The organism is Avibacterium avium, from assembly GCF_900454535.1.
GTDB lineage: Bacteria > Pseudomonadota > Gammaproteobacteria > Enterobacterales > Pasteurellaceae > Avibacterium > Avibacterium avium.
The window spans coordinates 1,573,267-1,587,684 of record NZ_UGSP01000001.1; the positions used below are offsets into that span (position 1 = coordinate 1,573,267).

The following is a 14,418-nucleotide window of genomic DNA, read 5'->3' on the forward strand; positions in this document are numbered from 1 at the left end:
GTTTAAAAATATTATTGATAAATTTTTAATGACTGCTTAAAACTTGCGCAGGTTGTAATTTCGCGGCGCGACTTGCTGGGTATAAACTGGCGATCAAACTTAGTACTAAGGCCACCACAAAAACCACCGCAATATCTTGCCAATGAAGTTCACTTGGCAAAAAATCCACGAAATACACACCATCTGAAAGCAGTTTTCTGCCAATTAAAAATTCAATGCCTTTAATTAATTGGGTGAGATTTAATGCCGTTACGCAGCCTAACAGCAGCCCGATGACACAGCCTTTCATTCCAGCTTGTAAGCCATACCAAATAAAAATTCGCTTAATAAAGCCATCATTTGCGCCAAGGGTACGCATAATGGCTATATCGCCTTGCTTGTCTTTCACCGCCATAATCAAAGTTGAAATAATATTAAAGCACGCCACGCCAATCACTAGCACCATTGCTAAATACATCACGGTGCGAATAAGCTGAATGTCGCGGTACATATAGCCAAATTTACTAATCCAATTTTGCGCGGACAAAAATTGTGGATATTGTTGCAAGGTTGGATAATCCAGCTGTTGCACAGCGAAAGGCTGTTGCACTTTTAGCTCCACGCCGCTCGCTTCATCGGCTGAATAATCCAAAAACTGCTGCGCAGTTGCAAGGGGAATTAAGGCATAACTGTGATCGAGCTGGCCGTCAAGGCGCAGAATCCCTGTAATTTGCATACGCTCACGCATTGGCTGGGTAAAATTATTGGTGCCGTCTGATTGGGAAATCAACAGCGTTACCCAATCCCCTTCTTGCACCGCTAATTCACGCGCAATGCCAGAGCCTAGGACTAACCCGCCTTCACGAGAGAAATTTTGCCAGCCATCGCCTAATACAAATTGTCCTAAGGCACTCACTCGATCTTGCTTGTCTGCTTCAATGCCTTTCACTTGCACCACTTTTAACTTCGTGCCATTTTCTACCAACGCGGTAAAGCTGACAAAAGGGGAACTCGCCACCACGCTAGGATCTTGTTTTAAAAGTGCGGTTAAATTTTGCCAATTTTTTATTGGCGTACTCTCGCCTTGTTCAGAATAAGCAGAAATTTCAACGTGTGGCACAACCGCTAAAATGCGTTTATTTAGCTCACGTTCAAAGCCGTTCATCGCACTTAGCCCCACGATCAACACCATCACACCAAGGGCGATGCCAAGGGTCGAAAACATTGAAATCAGTGAAACCAAACGATTTTTCTGCTTACCACGCTGATAACGCCAGCTAATAAAAAAGGGTGCGTTCATCTAGCTTTCTCCACGCAAGACACCATCTTGCATCACCATTCGGCGAGAAAGTTTCTCCGCCAACTGCAAATCGTGCGTAACCAATAAAAAGGCAATTTTTTGCTCTTGGTTTAATTTCAAAATAAGCTCAAAAATGCTTTCTGTGGTTTTGCGATCTAAATTCCCTGTGGGTTCATCAGCTAGCACTAAAGCAGGATTATTCACTAAAGCACGGGCAATGGCGACACGCTGACGCTCACCGCCAGACAACGCAGAAGGGCGATGATTAATGCGATGCGATAAGCCCACCGCCTGCAACATTTTTTCGGCACGGTCTTGCGCCTCGCTACGATTTTGCTTACCAATCAACATCGGCATCATCACGTTTTCTAGTGCGCTAAAATCTGCCATTAAATGATGAAATTGATAGACAAACCCCATATATTGATTGCGCAATTTCGCCAATTCATCAGCGCTTGCCTTTTGCAAAGATTGCCCTTTAATGAACACTTCACCGCTGGTTGGCTGATCTAAGCCGCCTAGGGTATGCAATAAGGTACTTTTGCCCGAACCTGAACTGCCCACAATCGCCACCAATTCTCCTTCTTCCATTGAGAAAGTAACGTCTTTTAGCACTTGCGTTTGGTTTTCCCCTTCTTGGTAAACTTTGGTTAAATTTTGGCAGCTGAGTAAAATTTGCTTCTCTGTCATTCTTTTCTCGTTGTTTTTCTGTTTCGTTTTGTAGTAAAAAATTTCGTAAAAAAGCACCGCACTTTGTTACGCATTATTCATAGCGCAAGGCTTCTGCTGGCTCAATTTGTGCCGCGCGGTACGCAGGATAAATCGTTGAGCATAAAGAAAATAATAAGGATATCGCAACAATAATCACAATCTGCGAAAGATTTAATTCTGTCGGCAAACGAATATTTTCTGCACTAAACCACGCCATAATGGAATCTAAATTTAACGTGGTTAGCACGCCAAGCAGTGTGCCGATCAAAGTTCCACTAATGCCTACTAATAGCCCCTGCCAAATAAACAGGCTGCGTACTTGCGATTTATTCAGCCCTTGGGTTTGCAAAATGGCAATTTCCCCTTGCTTATCCACCACCATTAAGCTGAGCGACGTGATAATATTTGAAATGGCGACTACAATAATCAGGCTAATCAACAAGCCCATCATATTTTTTTCCATTTTTACCGCTTGGAAAAACTCCCCTTTTTGGCTACGCCAATCGGTTATCTGCCATTCATCGGCACTGAAATAGTTAGGAAGTTCGGTAATATCAAAAGGATCGCGTAAAAATAAGCGATAACCTTGCATTTGCTGTGGGCCAATACGCATCAATCTACCAATATCGGAAAGATTGGCAAATACGGCATTGCTGTCATTTTGCCCTGAAGAAAAATAAATATCGCTAATGGTAAATAAGCGTTGCACAGGCACACGACCAAAGGGCGTGTATTGGCTATTTTCCGTGATCATTAAACGGATTTTATCGCCAATTTGTAAATGTAATTTTTGCGCTAATTGCGATCCCATTACCAATTTAAATTCGCCTGCGGGTAATAATTGTTCAAAAGATTGTGTTTGAAAATGGCTTAATAAAGGATCGTCAGAAAAATGTTGAATACCTATCACTTGCCCTGCACTCACGCCTTGTGGTGCTTGTAAAATCACATTAGTGGTGTTAATCGGAATGGCGCGCTGCACAAAAGCTGGCATTGTCGGTGTTGGTGCTTCACGGGATAAATGGCCTGACTTTGGCATAATTATGGCGTGGGGAATGGTGGAAAGCACTTGTTTTTTTTGTTGATTTTCCAAACCATTCATTACCGAAAGCACGATGATTAACGCCATAATACCCAGCACAATCCCCATCATCGCAAGGTTGGTAACTAATCGCCCAAAACGATCCGCACTTTTCGCTCGCCAATAACGCAGGGCAATAAATAAAGAAATCGGTAAATTCATCATTATTATTTAAGGGTTGAAATAACAAATTTCCCCTGCATAACAGGGGAAATTTCGTTCGATAATAAATTTATTTGCCCGTTGCGACAAATTCTTCCATATTTTGTGTTACTTTTTTCACTAAAATTTCCACCGCACCATCAGATGCCCAAGCAACGTGTGGGGTGATAATTAAATTTGGTAAACGCGTTGCCGCTTGAATAAGTGGATTATCTTTCTCAGGCGGCTCTTTCACTAACACATCTAAAGCCGCGGCTGCGATTGTGCCATTTTCTAACGCTTCTGCTAAGGCTTTTTCATCGACTAAAGGCCCGCGCCCTGTGTTGATTAAATATGCCGTTGGCTTCATTAATTTTAATGTTTCGGCGTTGATCAAATTGGTAGTTTCAGGCGTTAAAGGACAATGTAGGGTAACAATGTCCGCTTCTTGCAACACTTGCTCAAAAGGTAAATAACCCTCACGCACTGTTGTCGCCCCTTTGCGTTCCGCATAAATCACCTTCATTCCTAGCGCTTCGGCTAAACGGCCAATTTCTTTACCAAGATTGCCTTTACCCACAACACCTAAGGTTGAACCTTTCACATCGGTGATCGGGTAATCAAAATAGCAGAACTGTTTGCTATCTGCCCATTTGGCGCTGAGCTGATCTTTATACCAATTCATTAAACTATGTTTTAAAGCAAAAATTAACCCTAAAACGTGCTCAGGCACGGTAACAGAAGAATAGCCTGTAACATTTTTCACTGCGATGCCTAACTCTTTTGCCGCCTCTAAATCTACATTATTTGTGCCTGTGGCGGTGATCGCAATTAACTTTAAGTTCGGGAGCTGTTTCATTGTTTCACGATCAAACACGACTTTGCTAGTAATCACAATATCCGCATCTTTCGCGCGCTCAATGGTTTGTTCCGGCGAAGTATGCTCATATTCCACCCATTGATGTTCAAAGTTAGGGCGTGGAATAGGAATGTGTTTTGGAATGGCTGTGCTATCAAGAAAAACAATTTTCATAAAATGCTCCTTTAATCTTATAAATAGAAAAATGCGGTAAAAACTTACCGCACTTTGGTAAGAGAATTTAGATTTTATCGCATTAATTCGCGGTATCTAATTCCTCAAAAGACTTAACCAAATCATCTACTGCTTTCATTTGGCTTACAAAGGCTTCTAATTTAGCTAATGGCAACGCGGAAGGCCCATCGCATTTGGCATTTTTCGGATCAGGGTGTGCTTCTAGGAATAATCCTGCTAGCCCTACAGCTAGCCCGGAGCGTGCTAATTCTGTTACCTGTGCGCGGCGACCGCTTGATGCTGCACCAAAAGGATCACGACATTGCAAAGAATGGGTTACGTCAAAAATCACAGGGCAACCTTTGGAAACCTTTTTCATTACGCTAAAGCCAAGCATATCTACAATAAGGTTATCATAGCCAAAGTTAGTCCCACGATCACAAAGGATCACTTTATCGTTACCACATTCTTCAATTTTTTCTACGATATTCCCCATTTGCCCTGGGCTTAAGAATTGTGGTTTTTTCACGTTGATCACCGCCCCTGTGCGCGCCATTGCTTCAACAAGATCGGTTTGACGCGCCAAAAATGCTGGCAACTGAATTACATCAACCACTTCAGCCACAGGTTTGCATTGATAAATTTCGTGTACATCGGTAATCACTTTAACGCCAAAGGTGTCTTTTAATTCTTGGAAAATTTTCAACCCCTCTTCCATTCCCGGCCCACGGTAAGAATGAATTGACGAGCGGTTCGCTTTATCAAAAGACGCTTTGAACACATAAGGCACATTGAGTTTCTGCGTTACTTCAACATATTTTTCACACACTGCCATTGCCATATCACGGCTTTCTAACACATTCATTCCACCAAATAGAACAAATGGTTTATCATTAGCCACTTCAATATTGCCAATGTTGATGATTTTATTTTGCATAATTTTCTCTTTATATTTAGAAACAAAACCACGACAAAGCGCCCCATTTTCTTTGTTCAGCTTTGCCGTAGCTCAAAAATCATTTTGATGTAAACCGCGTTATTACACCATTTTATGCGAGAAATAATTTTACTCTCGCAGTATCCGGCACTATTATTGTGTTTCTAAAAAAAAATAGCAACCATAGCGATTATTTATGTACAAATTATCATCAAAACTACTGCCTTTTGCATTAGGCATTTCCTTTGCTTTGCACACGCCATATAGTGCTGCTGAAGTGGACGTGGCACAACTCAGCACGCAGCTTCCTGCGGGAACGAGTCTTTCTTTTGTGGCGAAAAATTTAAAAACGCAAGAAATTCTCACCGCACTTAATCCACAAACCTTTATGCTTCCTGCAAGTACGCAAAAAGTATTTACTGCGCTCGCTGCCAAACTGACTCTTGGCGATGAATTTCATTTTGAAACAAGTCTGCTAGGCCAAGGTGATATTAAAAATGGCGAGTTACGCGGTAACTTAATTATCAAATTTACTGGCGACCCAGATTTAACCAGTGATCAACTATATCAGCTACTTGCCCAATTAAAACAACAAGGTATTCAGCGCATTACGGGTGATCTTATTTTAGATACTTCCGTGTTTACAGGACACGATCGTGGCTTAGGCTGGATTTGGAATGATTTGTCAATGTGCTTTAATTCACCCCCTGCGGCGGTGAATATCAATCACAACTGTTTTTATGTGGATCTTGATGCCAATTTGCCTACGGGTGAATTGGTGAAATTCAATGTGCCAGCGCAATATCCTGTGCAAGTGTTCGGTCAAGTGCGTGTGGCAAGCAAAGAAGAAGCGCCTTATTGCCAACTTGATGCCGTGTTGCACGACAACAATCGCTATCAAATTAAAGGCTGTCTTGCTCGTCAAAGTAAACCTTTTGCGCTCAGTTTTGCTGTGCAAGATCCCAATGCTTATGCAGCAGCCATTATTCAACGTCAATTAAACCGTCTTGGCATTGCATTTAATGGCAAAATCCAACAGCCTCGCACCGCACAAAAAGAGCAGTTTTTAGCGCAACATTTGTCTAAGCCCCTACCAGATTTGATCAAAAAAATGATGAAAAAATCTGATAACCAAATTGCCGATGCCCTCTTTCGCACCATTGGTTATCACTATTACAAACGCCCTGCGTCCTTTCAACTTTCCGCGAAAGCAATGCGCCAAATTTTGCAATCTCAAGCAGGGATAAAATTTGATAATAGCGTTATCGCCGATGGCTCTGGGCTTTCACGCCACAACTTAATTTCTGCTAATATTATGTTACAAGCCCTTGAATATATTGCCAATCACGAAACGCAACTGCATTTATTAGACAGCTTTCCCATTGCGGGAGTAGATGGCACATTAAGCGGACGGGGTTCGATGATCAATCCCCCTTTAGCGCAAAATATTTCCGCGAAAACAGGTGCGTTAAAAGGGGTTTATAATCTCGCAGGTTTTATGAAAAATGCGAAAGGAGAACATATTGCCTTCGTACAATTTATCAACGGCTATTCCACGGGCGATCTGGAAAACAAAACCAAACGTGCACCATTAGTACGTTTTGAAAATGCCCTTTACAACCAACTTTATCAGGATTAAGCAATGAAATTACAGCATATTTACTTATACCCCATCAAATCTACGCAAAGTTATGAAGTGGCGCAAGCCGTGGTTCAACCGCAAGGGCTGAATTTTGATCGCACCTTTATGCTGACAGAATTAGACGGCACCTTTATCACAGCACGCAAAGATGCGGGACTTTACCACTTCCACGCATTGCCAACACCGCTTGGTTTATATATTCAGCATAAAGACGGTTCAACCATTCAAGTTCAATATACGGATTTTCAGCAAAGCCAAGCCTGCGAAGTGTGGGGGAATGAATTTAACTCGTTGCTTGCGCCGCAACAAATAAATCAATGGTTTAGCGAAAAAATGGGCCGTGCCGTGCAATTGCGCTGGACAGGCGAACACACGCAACGCAAAATTAAACGCTACCCCGACCAACCGCTTTCTTTTGCAGATGGCTACCCACTTTTACTCACCACTGATGCGTCTTTTAACGCGGTACAGCAAGCTTGCCCAAGTTCAATTTCACCGCTGCAATTCCGTCCAAATTTAATTATTGACGGCATCGCCCCTTTTGAAGAACAGCAATGGGGTGAAATTCAAATCGGTGAAGTCAAATTCTTACACAGCAAACCTTGCGAACGCTGCGTTCTCACCACTCGCAACCCTACCACCAACCAAGCCGATCCGAAAATGGAACCTTTCCGCACGCTGAAAAAACTCAACCGCAACGAACAAGGCGCACCACTTTTCGGCATTAATTTAATTCCGTTGAATACGGGGATTATTCGCGTAAATGATGAAGTGAAAATTTTGACATTGAAATAAAAAAGTGCGGTAGTTTTAGGGAAAACTTTCCTAAAAACCACCGCACTTTTTATATCAACCATTTTACTGTGGATCAATGAGATCCACTAATTTCATCACCACTTCATCTACCAAATAAGATTCTGCCATAGTAGCAAATTTTGCATTGCGAGCGCTCAAATCAAGCGATCGTATTTGATGACAAAGAATAACGCCAGTTACCTTTCCTGATTTCGTGCTAGCCCCGTCTAATGCAACGGTAATGCTTTGCGAACGTGCCGCGTTTCCACCACTAGAAATAGGACAACAAATTGCTACGCCCAATGCCTGATTCAATACCTGTTCAGAAATCACAATAAAATAATGGGGATTACGTAGTTCTCGCCCTGATGTTGGATCAGGATCTACATACCAAATCTCCCCTTTTTTTGGCACGCGCATTACCATACTTCTTTACCTTTTGCAGGGCTTTCCATCACTTCAGCAACATCAGCGTTTAACGCTGCAATTTCTTGGCTATCAATGCCTTCTAATAGCTGAGCAAGATTTTTTCGCCCCTTAGGCTGACGCTTAGCCGAACTTAGCACGACCGTTTCATTTTTCGTTTCAATATTCAACACATTGCCTGCTTGCCAACCCATTTGAAGGGCAATAGAATTTGGCACGGTTAAAATAATCGCCCCACCTTGTTGTCTTAATCTGCCTTGCATCATATTCCCTTTCTATTTCCTTTATTCGTGTTACTTTGTAACACATCATAAAGAAATTTTGTTAACTTCACAATCAAATTCATTCTTAATCAAAATAAAAAAGTGCGGTGGTTTTAGAGAAAATTTTCCTAAAAACCACCGCACTTGGTTGGTTATTTGGTTGGTTATTGATGATTAATGAATATCACCAAACTCACCTTTGTTAAACGCATTGAATTTTTCAATTAATTCTTCGCGGGTGTTCATTACGAACGGGCCGTAGGCCGCAATTGGCTCATCAATTGGCACGCCGCTGAGTAGCACCATTTTCACGTTTTCATCACCTGCGGTGATTTTTACTTCGCCGCTTTCGTGGTTGAAAATCACCAATTCTGTTGGATTTGCACGGTCGCTGTCGTTGATCACAGCAGATCCGCGTAATGCCACCAACATTAAATGATGGGTTTCTGGCACGTTAATGGTGACACTGTGGTTTGCGTTAATATCCATTTCCCACATATTTAACTCAGTAAAGGTGCGAGCGGGGCCTTTTAGGCTGTCAAGCTCACCAGCAATAATGCGTGCTGTTCCTGCATTATCCGCAAAGTGATAAGTTGGAATATCTGCCGCTTTAATGCTTTGATAACCCGCTGGGGCGTTTTTGTCTTTCGCTGGCAAGTTTACCCAAAGTTGTAGCATTTCAAACATTCCGCCTGTGCGGCTGAAGTTTTCGCTATGGAACTCTTGGTGAACGATCCCATTTCCTGCGGTCATCCATTGCACATCGCCCGAGCCAATTACGCCGCCGTTACCATCGCTATCACGGTGTTCTACTTCACCTTGTAATGCGATTGTGACGGTTTCAAATCCTGCGTGTGGATGTGCCCCTACACCTCTTGGTGCGCCGTTATGAGGTTTAAACTCCATTGGCATTGCGTAATCTAGCATTAAAAACGGGCTAGTTACTTTATCCTGTTGGCTATGTGAAAATAAAGGTGATACATAAAAGCCATCGCCCACCCAATGTTGTTGTGGTGCTTGATATACTCGATTTACTGTACGCATAATTTTTTCTCCTAAATTTAATCAATTCTGTTTTTTGTGATGCCCTGAATATTCAGGGCGGTTACTTCATTAATAAGTGGCAACTTGCATTCCACTACGTTGTGCTTCACGCAATTTAGTTGGGGTAACATCATTGCCATCTGGATCAACCACACTTACGGTGGATAAAATATTGGTTAATTGTCCACGGATTGCTGCTAAATAACGCTGACGTAACGCACTACGCTCATTTAATTCCGCTTCAGAAAGTGCGGTAACTTTTGCTTTGCGAGCTAATTCGTTAATTCTATCTAATTCCAAAATACGCATTTTCTTTCTCCTTCTCTATATAAACTGTTTGCTTATTTCTTGTGGCGTAGTTTATACTTGTTCTATACAGTGAACAATAGTCAAATTTGAAACAAAAGGTTCTATTTATGCAACAAATCGATCTTAATGATATGCGCTTTTTTGTTACCGTGATCCAATCAGGTAGCCTAACCCACGCGGCGGAACAGCTGAACGTGCCAAAATCTCGCTTAAGCCGCCGTTTGACAGAATTAGAAAACCAACTGGGCAGCAAACTGCTCGATCGCAATCGTAATGGGGTACGTTTAAATGATCTGGGTGAACATTTTTATCAACACGCTTTAATTGCGGTGGAAGCGGCAGAAAGTGCGGTGAATTCTGTGGCAGATTGCTTAGCCACGCCTCGTGGGTTGCTACGTCTTTCCATTTCTAGTGAAATTTTGCGTTATTGGCTCACACCACATTTATCGTACTATCTGCAACAACACCCTGATGTTGAACTGAATATTACAATGGAAAACCGCCGTGCAAATTTATTGCAAGAAGGCGTAGATATTGCCTTGCGTATTGGTGAGCTTGATCTTGATGATGTGGTTGCCAAACATTTATTAGATATTGATTCTGGGGTTTACGCTTCACCTCATTATTTAAAGGAAAATGGCACGCCACACACCCCACAAGAACTGAAAAACCACCGCTTGCTGCATAAAAGTGATGGCAAAAATTGGCTTTTCAAGCAGGGCAATCAACGAGAATTAATTCAAGGGAAAAAAGCCTTACAAGCCAATGATGCTTCCGTGTTAGCGCAGCTTGTTGAAGATAGCTACGGCATTGCCCTGCTGCCTGAGCTTTCAGGCTTAATTCAACCTCATTGGCAAAAATTATTACCCGATTGGCAAGTGGAAAGCGTGCCTTTATATGCCATTTATTATAAAAATCGCGGGCTGGCGCCAACGGTGCGAACATTTGTTAATTTTTTAAGCGAAATAGCAAAAAATTCGCAAAAATAACACCGCACTTTCTATTCAGGCGTTGAGCAAGGCAAACAGATAAAGTAAGATTAACGCCCTTTTGAAAACAACTTAACTTATAACAAATACAGGAAAACACAATGAAAGTATCCATTATCGGTGCAGGCGCGGTGGGCGTAGGCATTTGTAATTATCTTCTGACTATGGGTGAATGCCAAGAAGTAGTCTTGGTGGATCTCAACAAAGAGCGTACTCGTGGCGAACAGTTAGATTTCAGCCATACCAGCGCATTAACCTTCGCTAAAAACACCAAAATTATTTCCGGTGAATATGAAGATACCCGTGATAGCGATGTGGTGGTGATCACCGCTGGCGCACAAATTAAAGTGGGGCAAGATCGCTTAGAAATCGGTCATATCAATGCGAAAATCACCGTGGATATTGCCCGTCAATTAGAACGCTACACGCCAAATGCGATTATCATTGTGGTCACCAATCCTTGTGATATTCTCACCCACTTCATTATTCGTAATACGAACTTCCCCGCTCACCGTGTGATTAGCGCAGGTTGTGTGGTGGACACGGCGCGAATGATGAAAATTATTGCCGATAAAGTAAAAATCGATCCGAAAAACGTATTCGGTTATGTGATGGGCGAACACGGCGCCAATAGTTTTATTCCTTGGAGTATCGTCAATATCGCTGGGCAAAAAATCGATGATTTTTGCCAGCAAAACGATGTGCCGATGCTCGATCCACAAGAGCTACTCAAAGCCACCAAAGCCATTGGTTTGGAAGTGTTCAGCTTAAAACTCAACACCAACCACGCCATTGCAGCGAGCGTGTTCCGCATTATTCGCGCCATTAGCATTAATGAATATTCTGTCTTGCCCGTTGGCACAATGCTCAACGGCGAATACGGCTTAAACGATGTGGTGGTGAACGTGCCAATGGTCATCAGCAGCAAAGGCGTAGAACGCATTTTGAAATACAAACTGCCTGCCAATGAGCTAGAACAACTTCACCAATGCGCCAAAGCCTTACGCCAAGTGGTTGAGCAAGTGGCAGAAAGCACAGGGTTGAATTGTTAATTACAGAATAGGCGGACAAAGTTCGCCTATTATTTTAGAAAAAACCACCGCACTTTTAGGAGATACAATGAAAACCATCAAACAACTCACCCCAGCATTAAGTTTGCAGCAATATAATGAAATCCCTGTGATCGCGTTAGATCACCCAGTGGGCAAAGCTTTAATCTCGCTTCAAGGCGCACATTTATTTAGCTGGCAGCCGAAAGGCGCGCAGAAAGACGTGCTTTGGCTGAGTGAAATTGAACCTTTTACCTTAGGCAATGCCATTCGTGGTGGCGTGCCAATTTGCTATCCTTGGTTTGGTGGCGCAAAATCCCCCGCGCACGGTTATGCGCGCATCAGTTTATGGCAGCTCAGTGATTATGAAATTGAAGAAAACAAAGTGCGGTTGGAATTTTGCTTATTTTCATCAGATCATTTAATTGAAGCCAAAACCACAATGATCTTTAGCCAAGATTGCGAAATTATTTTTCAGCATTACGGACAAGAACCTGCCCAACTTGCTTTGCACAGTTATTTTAATTTAAGCGATGTGGCCAATGTGAAAGTGCAAAACTTGCCTACGGAATGTTTCAACGCATTAACGCAGCAGCAAGAAAATGTGCCTTCCCCACGTTTAATTGATCAGCATATTGATTGCATTTATACCGTGCAATCTCCTGTTTCGCATCAAATTGTCGATAAAGGGGACGGGCGTACAATTAATGTGGCACATCATAATGCAAGCAATGTGGTGCTGTGGAATCCTTGGCATAAAGCCACTGGTGGAATTAGCGAAACAGGTTATAAAACAATGGTTTGTTTGGAAACTGCAAGAATTGCACAACCACTCCAACAAGGCGAATGCTGTGCGGTGAAGATCTCGCTTAACCCATAAAGTGCGGTGATTTTTTAACAAATTTTAGGGCGAAGATTTTCGCCCTTTTGTTTTTTATTAAACGTTATGCTTACACCCAACCCATTTGGTGCAAAATGGTTAAGCCCAAAGCAGAGATAAACATTGATGCGAAAGTGGTAATGCCAATAATGTTCGCTGCCGTGTTGGCGTTGCCGCCCATTCCACGCACCATTGCATAAGCCGCAGCCGCCATTGGGGTGGCATTCATTAAGAAAATCACGCCTAAATTCACGCCGCTAAAGCCAAATAATTTGCCCAGCAACACCATAAAAATCGGTGCAACAATCACTCGTCCTATGCTTGCCCATAAAGAAATGCCTGAAATTTTATACAAGGCTTTTAATTCAATGCTGACACCAGCACAGATCAACGCAAGCGGTAAGGTCATTGTGGCGAGATATTGGATTGTGGTGAGCATAAATTTAGGAATGGCCAATTTTAAATAACTGGCTAAAAAGCCTAATACTATGCTGATAATTAAGGGATTTTTTACCACATTTAAGATCATTCGTGGAATATTCACTTTGCCGTCAGAAAGGGAGCGGCTTAAGGTGATCACCCCTAACACGTTGTAAATAATCGCCGTGGTGGCGGCATAAATGGTGGCTGGCACTAATGCGGCATCGCCATAGGCATTTAGGCAAAATGCTAGCCCTAAAATACTACAATTTCCGCGATAAACCCCTTGCACGAAAGTGCCACGTTCTTGCTTTTCTTGCACAAATTTTGCGGCGAAAATTTCTGCACAAAGGAACAATAATAAGGTTCCTAGCACGCACGCCCAAATCATCACCAGTTGTTCATTCAGTTCAGCAATGGGATTTTTAAACACGTTAAGAAAGAGTAAGGCGGGCAAGGTGATTTTGAACACCACGCTGGTGGCTTGCTGGCTGAATTTATCGTCAATGATTTTGCGTTTTCGCAGCCCGATGCCGAGTATTAACAACAATAAGGTCGGTAAAGTTACGCTTATGGAAAAAAGCGCGGAACTCCAAAAATCATTTTGCATATTGCCCCCATATCGCTGTTGCGTGCCGTTTACTGAATATTGCCACATCGTAACACAGAATGCGATTAAAAAAGTGCGGTGAAAAATTTCGTAATTTTCGACCGCACTTTAGTTTTTCATTTTATGCCATTATTCACCACGGCTGGCTAAATAGCGTTCTACCGTATCCACAATGGCTTGGGTTTGTGGATCGATTTCAATATTCACTAAATCCCCCACTTCACGCTTGCCGATCAAGGTGCGATGAATGGTTTCTGGAATAAGGTTTACGCAAAACTCGTTACCTTTCACTTCGCCAATAGTCAGGCTGATGCCGTCAATGGCGATAAATCCTTTAGTGAGAATATATTTCATCAAGGCCGGATCTGGCAACTCGAACCAAATTTGCAGGTTATTTTCTGACACAATACGCTGCGAAACCTTGGCGGTGGTGTAAACGTGGCCAGACAAAATATGTCCGCCGATTTCATCGCCCATTTTCATCGCACGCTCAATGTTCACCCAATCCCCTTGGCACAATTCGCCTAAATTGGTAATACGTAGGGTTTCCGTCATTAAATCAAAGCTGACGAGATCCCCTTCAATTTTGGTTACGGTTAAGCAGACACCGTTATTTGCCACAGACGCACCAATTTCCAGATTTTCGGTTAATTCCTGTGGCATTTTCACTACCTGTGTTCTAAAATGAGATTTTTCATCAATAGAATGAATTTGGGCTACGCCCTGCACGATTCCTGTAAACATAATTAGCTCTCTTATCTTAAAAATCATCACCGTAAATTCGGTAAAACTTGCAATAGTATATAACA

Annotated in this window: 16 protein-coding genes; 5 read left to right on the forward strand and 11 right to left on the reverse strand. The window is 42.4% G+C overall.

The annotated features are described in order from the left end of the window. Nucleotides 1–25: 25 nt before the first annotated feature. The 5 genes from lolE to kdsA all read right to left on the reverse strand — a co-directional run bounded on the left by lolE (nucleotide 26) and on the right by kdsA (nucleotide 5,182). The gene (gene lolE / locus DYC50_RS07715) at nucleotides 26–1,279 is read right to left on the reverse strand and encodes a lipoprotein-releasing ABC transporter permease subunit LolE (protein WP_115249688.1); all 1,254 of its coding nucleotides are present in this window, start codon (nucleotides 1,277–1,279) and stop codon (nucleotides 26–28) included. Continuing rightward, nucleotides 1,280–1,969: a lipoprotein-releasing ABC transporter ATP-binding protein LolD gene (gene lolD, locus DYC50_RS07720; RefSeq protein ID WP_115249689.1), complete on the reverse strand. Its 690-nt coding sequence runs from the start codon at nucleotides 1,967–1,969 to the stop codon at nucleotides 1,280–1,282. Between the two features lie 73 nt (nucleotides 1,970–2,042). Next, a complete protein-coding gene (locus tag DYC50_RS07725) occupies nucleotides 2,043–3,233 on the reverse strand; it encodes a lipoprotein-releasing ABC transporter permease subunit (RefSeq protein WP_115250186.1) in 1,191 nt (396 codons plus the stop codon). 70 nt (nucleotides 3,234–3,303) lie between these two features. After that, nucleotides 3,304–4,245, reverse strand: a complete 942-nt coding sequence (locus tag DYC50_RS07730) for a 2-hydroxyacid dehydrogenase (RefSeq protein ID WP_103852544.1) — start codon at nucleotides 4,243–4,245, stop codon at nucleotides 3,304–3,306. 82 nt (nucleotides 4,246–4,327) lie between these two features. Continuing rightward, the gene (kdsA, locus tag DYC50_RS07735; RefSeq protein WP_115249690.1) at nucleotides 4,328–5,182 is read right to left on the reverse strand and encodes a 3-deoxy-8-phosphooctulonate synthase; all 855 of its coding nucleotides are present in this window, start codon (nucleotides 5,180–5,182) and stop codon (nucleotides 4,328–4,330) included. A 196-nt stretch (nucleotides 5,183–5,378) separates the two neighbouring features. Between kdsA and dacB the strand changes: the two genes are divergently transcribed. Continuing rightward, nucleotides 5,379–6,821: a serine-type D-Ala-D-Ala carboxypeptidase gene (gene dacB / locus DYC50_RS07740; RefSeq protein WP_115249691.1), complete on the forward strand. Its 1,443-nt coding sequence runs from the start codon at nucleotides 5,379–5,381 to the stop codon at nucleotides 6,819–6,821. A gap of 3 nt (nucleotides 6,822–6,824) precedes the next feature. Further along, entirely contained in the window at nucleotides 6,825–7,619 is a 795-nt protein-coding gene (locus tag DYC50_RS07745; protein ID WP_115249692.1) for an MOSC domain-containing protein, read from the forward strand. Nucleotides 7,620–7,682: 63 nt separating this feature from the next. Here DYC50_RS07745 and DYC50_RS07750 read toward each other — a convergent pair whose 3' ends face one another. The 4 genes from DYC50_RS07750 to DYC50_RS07765 form a co-directional block, all read right to left on the reverse strand. Then, nucleotides 7,683–8,039, reverse strand: coding sequence for a type II toxin-antitoxin system PemK/MazF family toxin (locus tag DYC50_RS07750; protein ID WP_245934873.1), 357 nt, complete (start codon nucleotides 8,037–8,039; stop codon nucleotides 7,683–7,685). Next, on the reverse strand, nucleotides 8,039–8,311 hold the full coding sequence (locus DYC50_RS07755; RefSeq protein WP_245934874.1) for an AbrB/MazE/SpoVT family DNA-binding domain-containing protein: 273 nt from the start codon (nucleotides 8,309–8,311) through the stop codon (nucleotides 8,039–8,041). Before DYC50_RS07755 ends, DYC50_RS07750 begins: the two co-directional genes overlap by 1 nt. Before the next feature lie 171 nt (nucleotides 8,312–8,482). After that, nucleotides 8,483–9,352: a pirin family protein gene (locus DYC50_RS07760; protein WP_115249694.1), complete on the reverse strand. Its 870-nt coding sequence runs from the start codon at nucleotides 9,350–9,352 to the stop codon at nucleotides 8,483–8,485. Between the two features lie 69 nt (nucleotides 9,353–9,421). Continuing rightward, a complete protein-coding gene (locus tag DYC50_RS07765) occupies nucleotides 9,422–9,661 on the reverse strand; it encodes a DUF896 domain-containing protein (RefSeq protein ID WP_103855086.1) in 240 nt (79 codons plus the stop codon). A 107-nt stretch (nucleotides 9,662–9,768) separates the two neighbouring features. On the opposite strand from DYC50_RS07765, the gene DYC50_RS07770 reads away from it, so the two are divergent. From DYC50_RS07770 to DYC50_RS07780, 3 genes are all read left to right on the forward strand, one after another. Then, nucleotides 9,769–10,650: a LysR family transcriptional regulator gene (locus DYC50_RS07770; protein WP_115249695.1), complete on the forward strand. Its 882-nt coding sequence runs from the start codon at nucleotides 9,769–9,771 to the stop codon at nucleotides 10,648–10,650. Between the two features lie 101 nt (nucleotides 10,651–10,751). After that, entirely contained in the window at nucleotides 10,752–11,702 is a 951-nt protein-coding gene (locus DYC50_RS07775) for a lactate/malate family dehydrogenase (protein ID WP_115249696.1), read from the forward strand. A 67-nt stretch (nucleotides 11,703–11,769) separates the two neighbouring features. Continuing rightward, a complete protein-coding gene (locus DYC50_RS07780) occupies nucleotides 11,770–12,579 on the forward strand; it encodes a D-hexose-6-phosphate mutarotase (RefSeq protein WP_115249697.1) in 810 nt (269 codons plus the stop codon). Between the two features lie 70 nt (nucleotides 12,580–12,649). Here the strand turns inward: DYC50_RS07780 and DYC50_RS07785 are convergent, their stop codons facing one another. After that, nucleotides 12,650–13,609 (reverse strand): AEC family transporter, encoded by a 960-nt coding sequence (locus DYC50_RS07785; RefSeq protein ID WP_115250188.1) that lies wholly within the window; start codon nucleotides 13,607–13,609, stop codon nucleotides 12,650–12,652. 129 nt (nucleotides 13,610–13,738) lie between these two features. Further along, the gene (locus DYC50_RS07790) at nucleotides 13,739–14,353 is read right to left on the reverse strand and encodes a riboflavin synthase subunit alpha (RefSeq protein ID WP_115249698.1); all 615 of its coding nucleotides are present in this window, start codon (nucleotides 14,351–14,353) and stop codon (nucleotides 13,739–13,741) included. Nucleotides 14,354–14,418: the final 65 nt, after the last annotated feature.

Coding starts and splice junctions, on each gene's coding strand:
- DYC50_RS07780 (WP_115249697.1), top strand. CDS start 11,770: ATGAAAACCATCAAACAACTCACCCCAGCATTAAGTTTGCAGCAATAT.
- lolD (WP_115249689.1), bottom strand. CDS start 1,969: ATGACAGAGAAGCAAATTTTACTCAGCTGCCAAAATTTAACCAAAGTT.
- DYC50_RS07765 (WP_103855086.1), bottom strand. CDS start 9,661: ATGCGTATTTTGGAATTAGATAGAATTAACGAATTAGCTCGCAAAGCA.
- lolE (WP_115249688.1), bottom strand. CDS start 1,279: ATGAACGCACCCTTTTTTATTAGCTGGCGTTATCAGCGTGGTAAGCAG.
- DYC50_RS07725 (WP_115250186.1), bottom strand. CDS start 3,233: ATGAATTTACCGATTTCTTTATTTATTGCCCTGCGTTATTGGCGAGCG.
- DYC50_RS07755 (WP_245934874.1), bottom strand. CDS start 8,311: ATGATGCAAGGCAGATTAAGACAACAAGGTGGGGCGATTATTTTAACC.
- DYC50_RS07790 (WP_115249698.1), bottom strand. CDS start 14,353: ATGTTTACAGGAATCGTGCAGGGCGTAGCCCAAATTCATTCTATTGAT.
- DYC50_RS07745 (WP_115249692.1), top strand. CDS start 6,825: ATGAAATTACAGCATATTTACTTATACCCCATCAAATCTACGCAAAGT.
- DYC50_RS07785 (WP_115250188.1), bottom strand. CDS start 13,609: ATGCAAAATGATTTTTGGAGTTCCGCGCTTTTTTCCATAAGCGTAACT.
- DYC50_RS07770 (WP_115249695.1), top strand. CDS start 9,769: ATGCAACAAATCGATCTTAATGATATGCGCTTTTTTGTTACCGTGATC.
- kdsA (WP_115249690.1), bottom strand. CDS start 5,182: ATGCAAAATAAAATCATCAACATTGGCAATATTGAAGTGGCTAATGAT.
- dacB (WP_115249691.1), top strand. CDS start 5,379: ATGTACAAATTATCATCAAAACTACTGCCTTTTGCATTAGGCATTTCC.
- DYC50_RS07730 (WP_103852544.1), bottom strand. CDS start 4,245: ATGAAAATTGTTTTTCTTGATAGCACAGCCATTCCAAAACACATTCCT.
- DYC50_RS07775 (WP_115249696.1), top strand. CDS start 10,752: ATGAAAGTATCCATTATCGGTGCAGGCGCGGTGGGCGTAGGCATTTGT.
- DYC50_RS07750 (WP_245934873.1), bottom strand. CDS start 8,039: ATGCGCGTGCCAAAAAAAGGGGAGATTTGGTATGTAGATCCTGATCCA.
- DYC50_RS07760 (WP_115249694.1), bottom strand. CDS start 9,352: ATGCGTACAGTAAATCGAGTATATCAAGCACCACAACAACATTGGGTG.